The following is a 14,830-nucleotide window of genomic DNA, read 5'->3' as shown; positions in this document are numbered from 1 at the left end:
AGGAGAGCATTATGTTTAAGAAAACCTGTCTGACGCTAGCCGTACTGGCGCTTGGGGGCTGTCGCATCGTCTCGCAGCAGGAGCTGGCAGATCTGAAATCGCCGCCTAACCCGCATATGGCGAACATGGATAAAACCTGGCAGCAGAGCATCGTACCCCAGGTGGTGGCGAAAGCGCGCCCGGCGGCGGAACTGATGAGCGCGCTCAAGGCGGCAAAAGACATCGATAGCGCCTGCAAAGCCCTTGGCTACCGCGCGCAGGACGAAAACCCCTGCATCTTCTACGTCAAAGTTTCAGGTACTGTCAGCAAGCTCGATACCGCCTCGCGCAGCGGCAAGATGACCCTGTCCGACGCCAGCGTCGGCAATGTGACGGTGCAAATTGGCCCCACCCTGCGCGGCACCCAGCTGCGCGATGGCTACAGCGGCGCCAGCTATCAGGACTTTAACGACCAGGTGCTGTTCGGCGAGTACAGCAAGAATATCAACAGCCAGGCGGTCAAAATGATTCAGACAGCCAACGTCAAAACCGGCGACAGCGTGGACGTGTACGGCGTCTTCTCGGCGTGGGATATTCCGCCAACCCTCCCGGAAATTACCCCGGCGAAAATCGTTCACGCGGGGGGGCAATAATATGGCGCCGCACGATCTCGTCGCTCCCCAGCCCGTTGAGTCTGAAGTGATTATCGAAACTCGCGGCCTGTCGCGCGTCTATCCCGGCGTGACCGCCCTGGATAATGTCAATTACCGGGTCTATCGAAATAAGGTCAACGTGCTGATCGGAGAAAATGGTGCGGGTAAATCCACCATGATGAAAATGCTTGCCGGTGTGGAAACACCCTCCTCCGGGCAAATTATTCTCGATGGCGAGGCGGTGACTTTAAACTCTACCCATCAGGCAGAGAAATTCGGCATCAGCATTATTTTCCAGGAACTGAATTTATTTCCCAATATGAATGTGATGGACAACATCTTCATGGCAAATGAATTCTTTCAGAAAGGACGCATCAACGAAAAATATCAGTACGCGCTGGCCAAATCGCTGCTGGAGCGACTGGAGCTGGATGTCGATCCCTACACCCCGCTGGGCGAACTCGGTATCGGCCACCAGCAATTAGTCGAGATTGCCCGCGCGCTGTCGAAAGACACCCGGGTGCTGATCATGGACGAACCCACCTCGGCGCTGAGCCAGTCTGAGGTGAAAGTGCTGTTCAAGGTGATCGCGCAGCTTAAGCGCCGCGGCGTGACCATTATCTATATCTCGCATCGCCTCGAAGAGCTGATGGAGATCGGCGACCACATCACCATTTTCCGCGACGGCCGCTTTATCAGCGAGCGTCACGTCAGCGACGCCAGCGTGCCGTGGATCATCGAGCAGATGGTCGGCGATAAGAAAAAACATTTCGATTATCAACCGGCGCCAAAAGGCAACGCGGTGCTTGACGTCAAGGGACTGACCGCGCTGCATCCCAGCGGCGGCTACAAGCTCAATGACGTCACCTTCACCCTCAGCAAAGGCGAAGTGATCGGTATTTACGGCCTGCTGGGGGCCGGACGCACCGAGCTGTTCAAAGGCCTGGTGGGCCTGATGCCCTGCCAGCGCGGCGAGGTGCACCTCAATGGCGAAAGCATCGGCAAAGCACGCTTTCAGCAGCGTCTGAAAAAAGGGCTGGCGCTGGTGCCGGAGGACCGCCAGGGCGAAGGCGTGGTGCAGATGATGTCGATTCAGGCCAACATGACGCTCTCTGATTTCAGCCTGCAGGGTTTTCGCCGCGCCTGGCGCTGGTTGAATCCGCAAAAAGAAGAGACCTGCGTGAAAGCGATGATCCAGCAGCTAGCGATCAAGGTCAGCGACGCCAATTTGCCCATCACCTCGCTGAGCGGCGGCAATCAACAAAAAGTGGTGCTGGGTAAAGCGCTGATGACCCAGCCGCAGGTGGTGTTCCTCGACGAACCGACGCGCGGCATCGACGTCGGTGCGAAAACCGACGTCTATCACCTGATCGGCAAAATGGCCCAGCAGGGGCTGGCGGTGATGTTTTCATCTTCTGAACTGGATGAGGTGATGGCCCTGGCCGACCGCATCCTGGTGATGGCCGATGGCCGCATTACCGCCGATCTACCGCGCCATGCGGTGACCCGCGAACAGTTAATCGCGGCTTCAACACCTCAAGATTAATCAGGCTGGAATCTATCATGAACCAGAAATATATGATTTATATGTACCTGCTGAAGGCCCGCACCTTTATCGCCCTGCTGCTGGTGATCGCATTCTTCAGCGTGATGGTACCCAACTTCCTGACCGCCTCTAACCTGCTGATCATGACCCAGCACGTGGCGATCACCGGTCTGCTGGCCATCGGCATGACGCTGGTCATTCTCACCGGCGGCATTGATTTGTCCGTCGGCGCGGTGGCGGGGATCTGCGGCATGGTGGCAGGCGCGCTGCTGACCAACGGCCTGCCGCTGTGGAACGGCGACATCCTCTTCTTTAACGTCCCGGAAGTGATCCTCTGCGTGGCGATCTTCGGCGTGCTGGTCGGTCTGGTGAACGGTGCGGTGATCACCCGCTTCGGCGTGGCGCCGTTTATCTGCACCTTAGGCATGATGTACGTCGCCCGCGGCTCCGCGCTGCTGTTTAACGACGGGAGCACCTACCCGAATCTCAACGGCATGGAAGCGCTGGGCAACACCGGTTTCGCCACCCTCGGCTCCGGCACCCTGCTCGGCGTCTATCTGCCCATCTGGCTGATGATCGGCTTCCTCGTGCTGGGCTACTGGCTGACCACCAAAACGCCGCTTGGCCGCTACATCTACGCCATCGGCGGCAACGAGTCCGCCGCCCGCCTCGCCGGCGTGCCGATTGTGAAAGCGAAAATATTCGTCTATGCCTTCTCCGGCCTGTGCGCGGCCTTTGTCGGCCTGATCGTCGCATCGCAGCTGCAAACTGCGCACCCGATGACCGGCAACATGTTTGAGATGGACGCCATCGGCGCCACCGTGCTCGGCGGCACTGCGCTGGCCGGCGGCCGTGGTCGGGTAACCGGCTCGATTATCGGCGCCTTCGTCATCGTCTTCCTTGCCGACGGCATGGTGATGATGGGCGTCAGCGATTTCTGGCAAATGGTGATTAAAGGCGTGGTGATCGTCACCGCCGTGGTCGTCGACCAGTTCCAGCAGAAGTTGCAGAGCAAGGTCATCCTGATGCGCCGCCACGAGGAGAAACTGGCCGCCATCCCCCCCAACGGCGCCACCTCCAGCTAACCGGCAACGATTCACATCTTCCGCCGGGCCTGGTGCCCGGCTCAGCGAAAGGGAACAACATATGCAACGAGATTTCCAGAACAAAACGGTGGTGATCACCGGCGCCTGCCGCGGCATCGGCGCGGGTATTGCCGAGCGCTTCGCCCGCGACGGCGCGAACCTGGTAATGGTTTCCAACGCCGAACGGGTTCATGAGACCGCCGAAACCCTGCGTCAGCGCTATCAGGCGGACATTTTATCGCTGCAGGTCGATGTGACCGACGAAGCGCAGGTGCAGGGGCTGTATGAGCAGGCCGCCGCCCGCTTCGGCACCATTGACGTCTCGATTCAGAACGCCGGGGTGATCACCATCGATTACTACGACCGGATGCCAAAAGCCGATTTCGAAAAAGTGCTGGCGGTCAACACCACCGGCGTCTGGCTGTGCTGCCGCGAGGCGGCCAAATATATGGTGAAACAGAATCACGGCAGCCTGATCAACACCTCATCCGGTCAGGGGCGCCAGGGCTTCATCTATACCCCGCACTATGCCGCCAGCAAGATGGGCGTGATCGGCATTACCCAAAGCCTGGCTCATGAGCTGGCGCCGTGGAATATCACCGTCAACGCCTTCTGCCCGGGCATTATTGAAAGCGAAATGTGGGATTACAACGACCGCGTGTGGGGCGAAATTCTCAGCACCGAGCAGAAGCGCTACGGCAAAGGCGAGCTGATGGCGGAGTGGGTCGAGGGCATTCCGATGAAGCGCGCCGGCAAGCCGGAAGACGTCGCCGGCCTGGTGGCCTTTCTCGCCTCCGACGACGCCCGCTATCTCACCGGACAGACCATTAACATCGATGGCGGTTTGATTATGTCGTAATCCCCGCAGGTTAGCGGGCCCCATCGCCTGAATAAGGCGTCCCGCATTGGCGCCCCCCGGGACGGCCCCCGGTGGCGCTTCGCTTACCGGGGCTACGTAACACCGCCGAAAGTAGCCCGGATAAGGCGCGCTGCGCCGCTATCCGGGAAACAGGCCCCCGACGTTCGACACTATATATTGAAGAGAATAATCATTATGATCGGTAAAGACTTTGCACAACAGCTGTTTAGCCTGCGGGATCGCGTCGCCTTTGTCACCGGCGCCGGCAGCGGCATTGGCCAGACCATCGCCTGCAGTCTCGCCAGCGCCGGCGCGCGGGTGGTCTGTTTTGATCTTCGCGACGACGGTGGGCTGACGGAAACGGTCAGTCATATTGAATCCATTGGTGGCCAGGCCTGCGCCTACACCGGCGATGTCCGCCAGCTGGCCGACCTGCGCGCCGCCGTCGCGCTGGCCAAAAGCCGCTTTGGCCGCCTCGACATCGCCGTCAACGCCGCCGGGATCGCCAACGCCAATCCGGCGCTGGAGATGGAGAGCGAGCAATGGCAGCGGGTGATCGATATCAATCTCACCGGGGTGTGGAATTCCTGCAAAGCGGAAGCGGAGCTGATGCTGGAGTCCGGCGGCGGGTCAATTATCAATATCGCCTCGATGTCGGGGATTATCGTTAACCGCGGCCTCGACCAGGCGCATTACAACTGCTCCAAAGCCGGCGTGATCCATCTGTCGAAAAGCCTGGCGATGGAGTGGGTGGCCAAAGGGATCCGCGTCAATTCCATCAGCCCGGGATATACCGCCACGCCGATGAATACCCGCCCGGAGATGGTGCACCAAACCCGCGAGTTTGAAAGCCAGACGCCGATGCAGCGGATGGCGAAGGTGGAAGAGATGGCCGGCCCGGCGCTGTTCCTCGCCAGCGACGCCGCCTCGTTCTGCACCGGCGTAGACCTGGTGGTCGACGGCGGGTTTGTCTGCTGGTGAGCCTCTCCTGCTTCAGGGCGCCACGCTGCGGCGCCCCTCGCCATCCCCGCCGTTAACTCAGCGGATACTGTTGAAATGCCGGCAGTGCCTCTCCTTTCTCCGCCAGCGCGCGGATATGCGGAAACGCCGCTGCCGGCACCACCGTCGGGATCATCAACTGAATAAAGGACCAGACCACCGTGCTGGTGACCAACACCTGGTCCGGCTGCGCGGCGGCAATGCGGTCTGCCAGCCGGGCGTCCCATTCCCGACAGGCGGCGAGCAGCTGACCGGTCACCCGGGCTATCCACGGCTGATGCTGCTTCTCTTCCGGTCGCAGACGGTGCTCATAAACATGCTGGACCGCTTTTTCACTGGCGGCGAGGATCACCCCCAGCAGGTGCAGGTCGCGGGCCAGCGCCTCGGGATGCGCGGGAAGCAGCCGGCGCCCGGCGGGATTGACCGTTTCGAAATAGTGGAGGATCAGCGTGGAGTCCATCAGCTGCGTCCCGTTATCGAGGACCACCGTCGGCGCCTTGACCACCGGGTTAATACGGGAGAATTCGTCAAAGCCGCTAAAGACCGATAGCGGCAGGCTCTCGAATTCCACGCCATAGAGCGCCAGAGAAACCGCCACGCGTCTTACATAAGGTGAATCCATCATACCAATGAGTTTCATCGTCACTCCTGCCTGCGATAAAGGGGTTGCTGGCTTACCTTACTGGAAAACCCACCCCGCGAATATCAGGGGATGCTTACCGCAATGGTTAGGAAAACTAACAAACTGGCGCCACGGGGTAGTCCGCCGGTCTCCCCTGTGCTATACCGACTGAGACAGCCTGCATCCCCTCGACAGCCTGTTCGTAGCGGCTATAAAACCCGCTAACCCGGTAGTAACGTTAACGTATCGACTCCTTGACCAGAGAGATCACCATGGCAGATTTTCCCCCTGTCGCCATCCTGCGCAGCTTTGAGGCGGTGGCGCGCCTCGGCAGCGTGACGCAGGCCGCCCACGAAATGAGCGTGACCCATTCGGCGGTCAGCCAGCACATCAAACAGCTGGAAGCCCTGGTCGGCGTCTCACTGTTTGTCCGCCACGGCCGCGGGGTGCGCATCACGGAAGAGGGGCGGCTCTATGCCCTGCAAATCCGCGAGGCGTTACAGCACATCGCCGACGCCACGCGGATGGTGCAGATCAAACCCCGCACGATGGAACTGACCCTGGCGACCCTCCCCTCCTTTGGCTGCCACTGGCTGCTGCCGCGGCTGGCGCGCTTTCAGGCGCGACATCCGCAGATCGCGGTGCGCCTGCTGACCAGTCTGGCGGTAGTCAACCTGCAGCAGGAGGGTATCGATCTGGCCATTCGCATGGGGCAAGGCGACTGGGAGGGGATGGAAAGCCGGCATCTGTTTGCCGATGAACAGCTGGTGGTGGCCGCGCCGCACTATCGCGGCGGCGACCTGCCGACCACCCCGCAGGCGATCGCCGCCAGCGATATCGTTTTTTCCATGGAGTCGTGGCACGCCTGGTGCAGCCAGGCGGGGCTGGAAAAGACCATCGTCCCCGCGGGCCTGCGCCTGAACGACTCCAACCTGGTGCTGGAGGCGGTTCGCCTGGGGGCCGGCGTGGCGCTGGAGCGGCGCTCGCTGGTGGCGGGAGCCATAGCCCGCGGCGAGCTGGTGCAGCTCACCGCCGTCACCGTCCCCTACCCCTGGCACTACTGGCTGACCGTCTCCCCGCAGGCGGAGAACCGGCCGGAAATCGCCCGGTTCATCGCCTGGCTGGAAGAGGAGATCGCCCTCTGGCGCCAGCAGATCAGCGCTTAGCCTTCGGCCGATGGCGGCAGGCCCGCCCGGGCGGCGTGCTCCTGGGAGAGACGCCAGAAATCGTGCCCGGCGGGATACTGATAAAGTCGCAGTGAGAACTGCCCGGCCACCGCGGTAATGTACTCAAATATCGCCGACTGGGTGTTTTCGTAGTCTTTCCACAGCGTCGAGGAGGTGAAGCAGTAAATCTCCAGTGGGATACCCGACGGCGACGGTTTCAGCGTTCTCGCCACAATGTACATCTCCTTAATAATATCCGGCCGCTCGGCGAGATAGTGCATCAGGTAGTGGCGAAACAGAGTCAGGTTGGTCAGGCCGTTATCGACAAACCAGCGGTCCGCCACGCCGCCGGGATCCCGGCCGTCAAGCAACGTGGTCAAAGGCTCATTCACCCCGCGGATGGCCAGCATCGAGGAGAGCATCTCCTGGTCGAGAAAACGCACCGAGTGCTGATCGATGGCGATACTGCGCATGATCCGCCGCGCCCCGGAGGAGAACATCGCCTGCCAGTTGGTATAGGTCTCGGTGAGGAAATTCTTGGTAGGAATACGGGAGATGGTATTGTCCCAGTTGCGGATGGTAATGGTGTGCAGCGCGATATCCGTCACCTCGCCGCTGAGGTTCTTGTCAGGCATTTCAATCCAGTCCCCCAGCTGGAGCACGTCGTTGGACGACAGCTGAACGTTCGCCACCAGCGACAGCAGGGTATGCTGGAACACGATCATCAGCACCGCCGCCACCGCCCCCAAACTGGAGATAATAATAATCGGCGATTTATTCGACATCACGGCGAGGATCATAATCGCCGCCAGGATGTGAACTAAGATTTTGCCTATCTGGATATAGCCCTTAATGGAATGATTTTTACGTTTGGTTTTTCGCAGATAAGAGCTGTTAACAATATCCAGCATCTCGTTGAAAAACACCGACATAAAAATAAAAAACAAGATCCCGCAGACGGTATTAATCGCCGTCACCAGCGATGCCGGCATCGCCGGCATAAACTGCAGAACGTAATAGACGATAATAACCGGAATGAAATTGGACAGCTTTTCGGCGATGCGTCGATCCTTCTCCAGCGGCACGTCCTGTTTATGGCTACCAAAGAAGACCTTACGCACCACTTTAATCAGCAAGAACTTGCATAAAAGGTGGGCAAATATGCCGGAGAGCAGCAGCAGAATAAGGTTAAATCCCACCGCCAGCGCCGGATTACTCTCAATAAACGTCAGTAGATGATTCACATACGCCATGCTTTATCGCCTGAATAACTATGCCATTTCGCTAACTGCTTTATCACAAGGGCATATATTGGAAAAAGTTAATCAATCCGCATCATGGCATATCGCTTAGCGTAACGTCCATGCGCGCACCGCCGCTAATCATTCACGGGATATATGTCAAAGTTTGCATTAATCATTATCTACGCTCACTATAAAGAGGCTTGTTATCAGGACGGAATAAGTCCAGGAGGAAACATGTTTAAAACGCTTACCGCTATTATCGCCTTAGCCGCCTCCGCCAGCGTTATGGCGCAAGGCGACGTCACGCTGAACAGTCTGGCCCACGATAGCGCCACCCGGGCGTCGTTTAACCAGATGGTCAAAGGCCATCAGCTGCCCGCCTGGGTGACCACCGGCGGCACCGGTTCGCCGGCGCAGACGGTGAAGCTGGGCAGCGAATCCTGGCAGGTGTTAAGCGCCTGCAAACCCCACGACTGCGGCCACGAGCGTATCGCGGTGATCTGGTCGGAGAAAAGCAAACAGATGTCAGGCGTTTACTCGGTGGTCGATGAAAAAACCGACCAGGAGAAGCTGACCTGGCTTAACGTCAGCGACGCCCTGTCCATCGATGGCAAAACCGTGCTGTTTGCCGCCCTCAGCGGTAGCCTCGACAACCATCCGGACGCCTTTAACTACCAGTAACCGCCCGTCGCCCCCGTCAGTCTTTCGCCGACGGGGGCTCCCTGGCTAGCCATCCGGGAACATCACGCTGTTCCCCGGCGCTTCCCTGTGCAAATGGATAAAGTTCAGGTGCCGCTCGTACTGGTCGAGAATATCGGTGATCACCTGCTCTTTGCTGTAGTCCATCAGGTCGTTACCCTGGCTGCCCTCCAGCAGGAAGGTCTCCAGCCGGTAATAGGTGGATTTCCCGCTGCGCGCCCGATAGGTAAAGCCCGGCACCGAGTACTGCTGCGGCCAGATCTTGTAGATAAAGTTCTGCTCGTCGCCCATGTGCACCAGCAGGTCGAGGTGGCCAAGGTTCTCACCCTCTTCCGGCGGCAGGCTCTTCAGTTCCACCGCGGCGCCGCGCAGCCGCAGCTCCTGGGCCACTTCCTCCATCGCCGGGTAGCACACCGTCTCCATCATCTGTTTGGTATAGCGCGTGCCCGGGTAATTCATCAGCCGCGACAGGCGCTTCTTCCAGCTCAGCCGGTCCTGCAAGCCCATCGGGCGCGGGGCGGTGTCGCGGCTGGCGCTGACCCGGCGGTAATCTTCCACTTTCAGGGATTTATACAGTCCGGCCATCACGAAGAAAATCACAAAGCTGAACGGCAGCCCCATGATCACCGTGGTGTTCTGCAGCGCCGAGATGCCGTTGGTCATCAGCATCCCGAGGGTTAGCAGGCCGATAGCTACCGACCAGAAGATGCGCAGCCAGTTCGGGGCGTCGCTGTTAATGTCCTTCAGCTTCGAGGTGAAATTCCCCAGCACCAGCGCGCCGGAGTCGGCGGAGGTGACGTAGAACAGCAGACCGGTAATGGTCGCCACCGAGGCGCTAAAGGTAAACGCCGGATACTGCGCCAGCAGGCTATAGAAGCCGCGCTCCGGGTGGAGCATCGCCTCCTCGGCAAAGGCCGCGTCGCCGTGGATGATCTCATACAGCGCACTGTTGCCGAACACCGACAGCCACAGCAGGGTAAAGGTGAACGGAATGATCAGGGTGCCCATCACAAACTGGCGGATGGTGCGCCCGCGCGAAATGCGCGCCAGGAACAGGCCAACGAACGGCGACCAGGCCACCCACCACGCCCAGAAAAAGAGCGTCCAGTTGTTCATCCACTCTACCGGGCGGTCGAAGGCGAAGCTGTTCAGGGTCATGCCCATAAAGCGGTTGACGTAGTCGCCGACGTTGAGCACTAACGCATTGAGCAGGAAGGAGGTATCGCCCATGAACAGCACGAACAGGATCAGCCCCAGCGCGAGGGCGACGTTCAGTTCAGAGAGCACGCGGATGCCCTTGTCCACCCCGGAGGTGACCGAGATGGTGGCGATGATCACCGACAGCGCAATCAGGGCCGCTTTCGCCGCCAGCGAGTCCGGAATATCGAACAGCACGCTCAGACCGTAGTTGAGCTGCACCACGCCAATGCCGAGGGTGGTGGCGATGCCGAAGATGGTGCCGATCACCGCCGCGATATCGACGCTGTGGCCGATGGGCCCATTGATCCGTTTGCCGAAAATCGGGTACAGCGCCGAGCGGATGGTCAGCGGCAAATTATAACGATAGCTAAAGTATCCCAGCGCCATGCCCATCAGGGCATACATCGACCAGCCGGTTAAGCCATAGTGAAACAGGGTCCAGACCATCGCCTGGCGCGCCGCCTCGATGGTCTGCCCCGCCCCTTCCGGCGGCTGCATATATTGCGTCACCGGCTCGGCCACGGAGAAGAACATCAGGTCGATGCCTATCCCGGCGGCGAACAGCATCGCCGCCCAGCTCAGCAAGCTGAACTCGGGCTTGGACTGCTCCGGCCCGAGCTTCACCGATCCGAAGCGCGAGCAGGCAATGCAGACGACGAAGACGATATACAGCGTCGCCGCCAGCAGATAGTACCAGCCGAAGGTTTTCGACACCCAGCCCAGGGTGCGCCCAATCCACTCGGCAGAAAAATCGCGAAAAAAGATCGTCATCAGGGAAAACAACAAAATCAGTCCGGCAGAAGTGTAAAAAACCACCGGATTGATTTTGTCCTTTTCTCTGGTTTGCGAAAGATCTGTCATCCAGTATCCCCACTGTTTTTGTAACTATTAAAATTCAATCACGTAACAATTAAGACACATTTTATATTGAACGTCCAATCAAAAACCGCTTTAATAGTTAACCAACGCTGATGAATGGAGTGGCAAAAATGCCCAAACTGGGGATGCAGCCAATCCGGCGCAGGCAACTGATCGACGCCACGCTGGACGCAATAAATGAAGTCGGAATGCACGACGCGACCATCGCGCAGATCGCCCGGCGGGCGGGCGTGTCGACGGGGATCATCAGTCACTATTTCAAAGACAAAAATGGTCTGCTGGAGGCGACCATGCGCGACATCACCAGCCAGCTACGCGACGCGGTGCTCAACCGTCTGCACGCTCTGCCGGACGGCAGCGCCGGAGAGCGCCTGCAGGCGATAGTCGGCGGCAACTTTGATGAGACGCAGATCAGCAGCGCGGCGATGAAGGCCTGGCTGGCCTTCTGGGCCAGCAGCATGCACCAGCCGATGCTCTACCGCCTGCAGCAGGTGAGCAGCCGCCGCCTGCTGTCGAACCTGGTGTACGAGTTCCGCCGGGAGCTGCCGCGCCAGCAGGCCCAGGAGGCCGGCTACGGGCTGGCGGCGCTGATAGACGGCCTGTGGCTGCGCGCCGCCCTGAGCGGCAAACCGCTGGATAAGACGCTGGCGCAGTCGCTGACCAGCCACTTCATCAGCCAGCATTTACCGACCGAATAACCGAGGAGAATTTATGTCCCGAATGGCAGAACAGCAGCTTTATATCCATGGTGGTTATACATCCGCCACCAGCGGTCGCACCTTCGAGACCATCAACCCGGCCAACGGTGAAGTCCTGGCAAGCGTGCAGGCTGCCGGACGTGAGGATGTCGACCGCGCCGTCGAGAGCGCGCGGCACGGGCAAAAAATCTGGGCGGCGATGACCGCCATGGAACGCTCGCGCATTCTGCGTCGCGCCGTCGATATCCTGCGCGAACGGAACGACGAGCTGGCAAAGCTGGAAACCCTCGACACCGGTAAAGCGTATTCCGAAACCTCAACCGTGGATATCGTCACCGGCGCGGACGTGCTGGAGTATTACGCGGGGCTGATCCCGGCGCTGGAAGGCAGTCAGATCCCCCTGCGCGAGACGTCGTTCGTCTACACCCGCCGCGAACCGCTGGGTGTGGTGGCCGGGATTGGCGCATGGAACTACCCGATCCAGATCGCCCTGTGGAAATCCGCCCCGGCGCTGGCCGCCGGCAATGCGATGATCTTCAAGCCGAGCGAAGTGACCCCGCTCACCGCCCTGAAACTTGCCGAAATCTATACCGAAGCGGGTCTGCCGGACGGCGTGTTTAACGTCCTGCCGGGTGTAGGCGCGGAGACCGGCCAGTACCTGACCGAGCATCCGGGTATCGCTAAAGTCTCCTTTACCGGCGGCGTCGCCAGCGGCAAAAAGGTGATGGCCAACGCGGCGGGCTCGTCCCTGAAAGAGGTGACGATGGAGCTGGGCGGCAAATCGCCGCTGATTATTTTCGACGATGCGGATCTCGATCTCGCCGCCGACATCGCCATGATGGCCAACTTCTTCAGCTCCGGACAGGTGTGCACCAACGGCACCCGGGTGTTCGTCCCCGCGAAGGTTAAGGCGGCGTTTGAGCAGAAAATCGTTGAGCGCGTGGGCCGCATCCGTGCGGGCGATCTGTTCGATGAACGCACCAACTTTGGCCCGCTGGTCAGCTTCCCGCACCGTGACAATGTGCTGCGCTACATCGCCAAAGGCAAAGCAGAAGGCGCGAACCTGCTGTGCGGCGGCGACGTGCTGAAGGGCGAAGGCTTTGACAACGGCGCGTGGGTGGCCCCGACCGTGTTTACCGACTGCAGCGATAAGATGACCATCGTGCGCGAGGAGATCTTCGGCCCGGTGATGTCCATCCTCACCTATGACACCGATGAAGAAGCGATCCGCCGCGCCAACGATACCGACTACGGTCTGGCGGCGGGTATCGTCACGGCCGACCTGAACCGCGCCCACAGCGCCATTCATCAGCTCGAAGCGGGTATCTGCTGGATCAACACCTGGGGGGAATCCCCGGCGGAGATGCCGGTCGGCGGCTATAAGCACTCCGGCATTGGCCGCGAGAACGGCGTGATGACCCTGCAGAGTTACACCCAGGTGAAGTCCATCCAGGTTGAGATGGGTAAATTCCAGTCCATATTTTAACCGGGAGGTTTTTTTGCAATTTGACTACATCATTATTGGCGCCGGCTCCGCCGGCAACGTTCTGGCGACACGACTGACTGAAGATCCAAACACCACCGTCCTGCTGCTGGAAGCCGGCGGCCCGGACTACCGGTTCGATTTCCGCACCCAGATGCCCGCCGCGCTGGCTTATCCGCTGCAGGGCAAGCGCTACAACTGGGCCTACGAGACCGAACCTGAGCCGTACATGAACAATCGCCGCATGGAGTGCGGACGCGGCAAAGGGCTCGGCGGCTCGTCGCTGATCAACGGCATGTGCTACATACGCGGCAACGCCCTGGACCTCGATAACTGGGCCGCCGCGCCAGGGCTGGAACACTGGAGCTATCTCGACTGCCTGCCCTACTACCGGAAAGCGGAAACCCGTGATATCGGGCCCAACGACTACCACGGTGGCGATGGCCCGGTGAGCGTCACCACGCCGAAGCCGGGCAATAATCCGCTCTTCGAGGCGATGGTTGAAGCCGGGGTGCAGGCGGGTTATCCGCGCACCGACGATCTTAACGGTTACCAACAGGAAGGCTTTGGTCCGATGGACCGCACCGTGACGCCGCAGGGCCGTCGCGCCAGCACCGCCCGCGGCTATCTCGACCAGGCGCGCGGTCGCCCCAACCTGACCATCCGCACCCATGCGCTGACCGATCATATTATTTTTGCCGGCAAGCGCGCGGTGGGCGTCGAGTGGCTGGAGGGGGAAAGCACTATCCCGTCAAAAGCGACGGCCAACAAAGAGGTACTGCTGTGCGCCGGGGCGATTGCCTCGCCGCAGATCCTGCAGCGCTCCGGCGTCGGCAATCCCGAGCTGCTCAGGCAGTTCGATATCCCGGTGGTGCACGATCTGCCCGGCGTGGGTGAGAACCTGCAGGACCATCTGGAGATGTATCTGCAATATGAATGCAAAGAGCCGGTGTCGCTCTACCCGGCGCTGCAGTGGTGGAACCAGCCGAAGATCGGCGCCGAGTGGCTGTTCGGCGGCACCGGGATCGGTGCCAGCAACCAGTTCGAAGCGGGCGGTTTTATCCGCAGCCGCGCCGAGTTCGCCTGGCCGAACATTCAGTACCACTTCCTGCCGGTAGCGATTAACTACAATGGCTCCAACGCGGTAAAAGAGCATGGCTTCCAGTGCCACGTCGGTTCGATGCGTTCTCCGAGCCGCGGCCACGTGCGCCTGAAGTCGCGCGACCCGCACGCCCACCCGGCGATCCTGTTTAACTATATGTCCCATGAGCAGGACTGGCAGGAGTTCCGCGACGCCATTCGCATCACCCGGGAGATCATGAACCAGCCGGCGCTGGATAAGTATCGCGGCCGCGAAATCAGCCCGGGTATTGACTGCCAGAGCGATGCCGAGCTGGATGAGTTTGTGCGCAACCACGCCGAGACCGCATTCCACCCATGCGGGACCTGTAAGATGGGTTACGACGAGATGGCGGTGGTCGACGGCGAAGGCCGGGTCCACGGTCTGGAAGGCGTGCGGGTGATCGATGCGTCGATTATGCCGCAGATCATCACCGGCAACCTGAACGCCACCACCATTATGATCGGCGAGAAGATGGCTGACGCCATTCGCGGCCGCCAGCCGCTGCCGCGCAGCACCGCGGCGTATTATGTCGCTGGCGACGCGCCGGTTCGCCGCTAACCGTTTAGGCCACGCTTGTCCTTTCCCGTGCGGAAAG

Annotated in this window: 13 protein-coding genes; 10 read left to right on the top strand and 3 right to left on the bottom strand. The window is 60.1% G+C overall.

From position 1 onward, the window contains the following. Nucleotides 1–11: 11 nt before the first annotated feature. The 5 genes from CE636_RS22350 to CE636_RS22330 all read left to right on the top strand — a co-directional run bounded on the left by CE636_RS22350 (nt 12) and on the right by CE636_RS22330 (nt 5,103). The gene (locus CE636_RS22350; RefSeq protein WP_017899045.1) at nt 12–632 is read left to right on the top strand and encodes a DUF2291 family protein; all 621 of its coding nucleotides are present in this window, start codon (nt 12–14) and stop codon (nt 630–632) included. Nucleotide 633: 1 nt separating this feature from the next. Next, nucleotides 634–2,178 carry a sugar ABC transporter ATP-binding protein gene (locus CE636_RS22345; protein ID WP_017899044.1) on the top strand — a complete coding sequence of 515 codons (1,545 nt, stop codon included), beginning with the start codon at nt 634–636 and terminating at the stop codon, nt 2,176–2,178. A 17-nt stretch (nt 2,179–2,195) separates the two neighbouring features. Further along, complete coding sequence (locus CE636_RS22340) at nt 2,196–3,263, top strand: ABC transporter permease (protein ID WP_002893591.1); 1,068 nt, start codon at nt 2,196–2,198, stop codon at nt 3,261–3,263. A gap of 61 nt (nt 3,264–3,324) precedes the next feature. Continuing rightward, nucleotides 3,325–4,122, top strand: coding sequence for an SDR family oxidoreductase (locus CE636_RS22335; RefSeq protein ID WP_002893589.1), 798 nt, complete (start codon nt 3,325–3,327; stop codon nt 4,120–4,122). A 195-nt stretch (nt 4,123–4,317) separates the two neighbouring features. Next, the gene (locus tag CE636_RS22330) at nt 4,318–5,103 is read left to right on the top strand and encodes an SDR family oxidoreductase (protein WP_017899043.1); all 786 of its coding nucleotides are present in this window, start codon (nt 4,318–4,320) and stop codon (nt 5,101–5,103) included. A 52-nt stretch (nt 5,104–5,155) separates the two neighbouring features. Here the strand turns inward: CE636_RS22330 and CE636_RS22325 are convergent, their stop codons facing one another. After that, nucleotides 5,156–5,761, bottom strand: a complete 606-nt coding sequence (locus CE636_RS22325) for a glutathione S-transferase family protein (protein WP_017899042.1) — start codon at nt 5,759–5,761, stop codon at nt 5,156–5,158. A 254-nt stretch (nt 5,762–6,015) separates the two neighbouring features. On the opposite strand from CE636_RS22325, the gene CE636_RS22320 reads away from it, so the two are divergent. Continuing rightward, nucleotides 6,016–6,909, top strand: a complete 894-nt coding sequence (locus CE636_RS22320; protein WP_017899041.1) for a LysR substrate-binding domain-containing protein — start codon at nt 6,016–6,018, stop codon at nt 6,907–6,909. Here CE636_RS22320 and CE636_RS29705 read toward each other — a convergent pair. Next, nucleotides 6,906–8,162 (bottom strand): mechanosensitive ion channel family protein, encoded by a 1,257-nt coding sequence (locus tag CE636_RS29705; RefSeq protein ID WP_004885681.1) that lies wholly within the window; start codon nt 8,160–8,162, stop codon nt 6,906–6,908. The genes CE636_RS22320 and CE636_RS29705 overlap by 4 nt on opposite strands. Before the next feature lie 225 nt (nt 8,163–8,387). On the opposite strand from CE636_RS29705, the gene ivy reads away from it, so the two are divergent. Further along, nucleotides 8,388–8,834 carry an Ivy family C-type lysozyme inhibitor gene (gene ivy / locus CE636_RS22310; protein WP_017899040.1) on the top strand — a complete coding sequence of 149 codons (447 nt, stop codon included), beginning with the start codon at nt 8,388–8,390 and terminating at the stop codon, nt 8,832–8,834. A 45-nt stretch (nt 8,835–8,879) separates the two neighbouring features. Here ivy and betT read toward each other — a convergent pair whose 3' ends face one another. Then, nucleotides 8,880–10,913 (bottom strand): choline BCCT transporter BetT, encoded by a 2,034-nt coding sequence (betT, locus tag CE636_RS22305; protein WP_017899039.1) that lies wholly within the window; start codon nt 10,911–10,913, stop codon nt 8,880–8,882. A gap of 128 nt (nt 10,914–11,041) precedes the next feature. Between betT and betI the strand changes: the two genes are divergently transcribed. The 3 genes from betI to betA are packed head-to-tail and all read left to right on the top strand — an operon-like array spanning nt 11,042 to nt 14,793. Next, a complete protein-coding gene (betI, locus tag CE636_RS22300; protein ID WP_017899038.1) occupies nt 11,042–11,629 on the top strand; it encodes a transcriptional regulator BetI in 588 nt (195 codons plus the stop codon). 13 nt (nt 11,630–11,642) lie between these two features. After that, entirely contained in the window at nt 11,643–13,115 is a 1,473-nt protein-coding gene (gene betB / locus CE636_RS22295; RefSeq protein ID WP_017899037.1) for a betaine-aldehyde dehydrogenase, read from the top strand. 13 nt (nt 13,116–13,128) lie between these two features. Then, complete coding sequence (gene betA / locus CE636_RS22290) at nt 13,129–14,793, top strand: choline dehydrogenase (RefSeq protein WP_017899036.1); 1,665 nt, start codon at nt 13,129–13,131, stop codon at nt 14,791–14,793. The last annotated feature ends 37 nt before the right edge of the window (nt 14,794–14,830 follow it).

Origin of the sequence: Klebsiella sp. LY, from assembly GCF_004010915.1 — a bacterium.
Classification (GTDB): Bacteria; Pseudomonadota; Gammaproteobacteria; order Enterobacterales; family Enterobacteriaceae; genus Klebsiella; species Klebsiella quasipneumoniae.
This window is presented reverse-complemented; position numbering and strand designations above follow the sequence as displayed.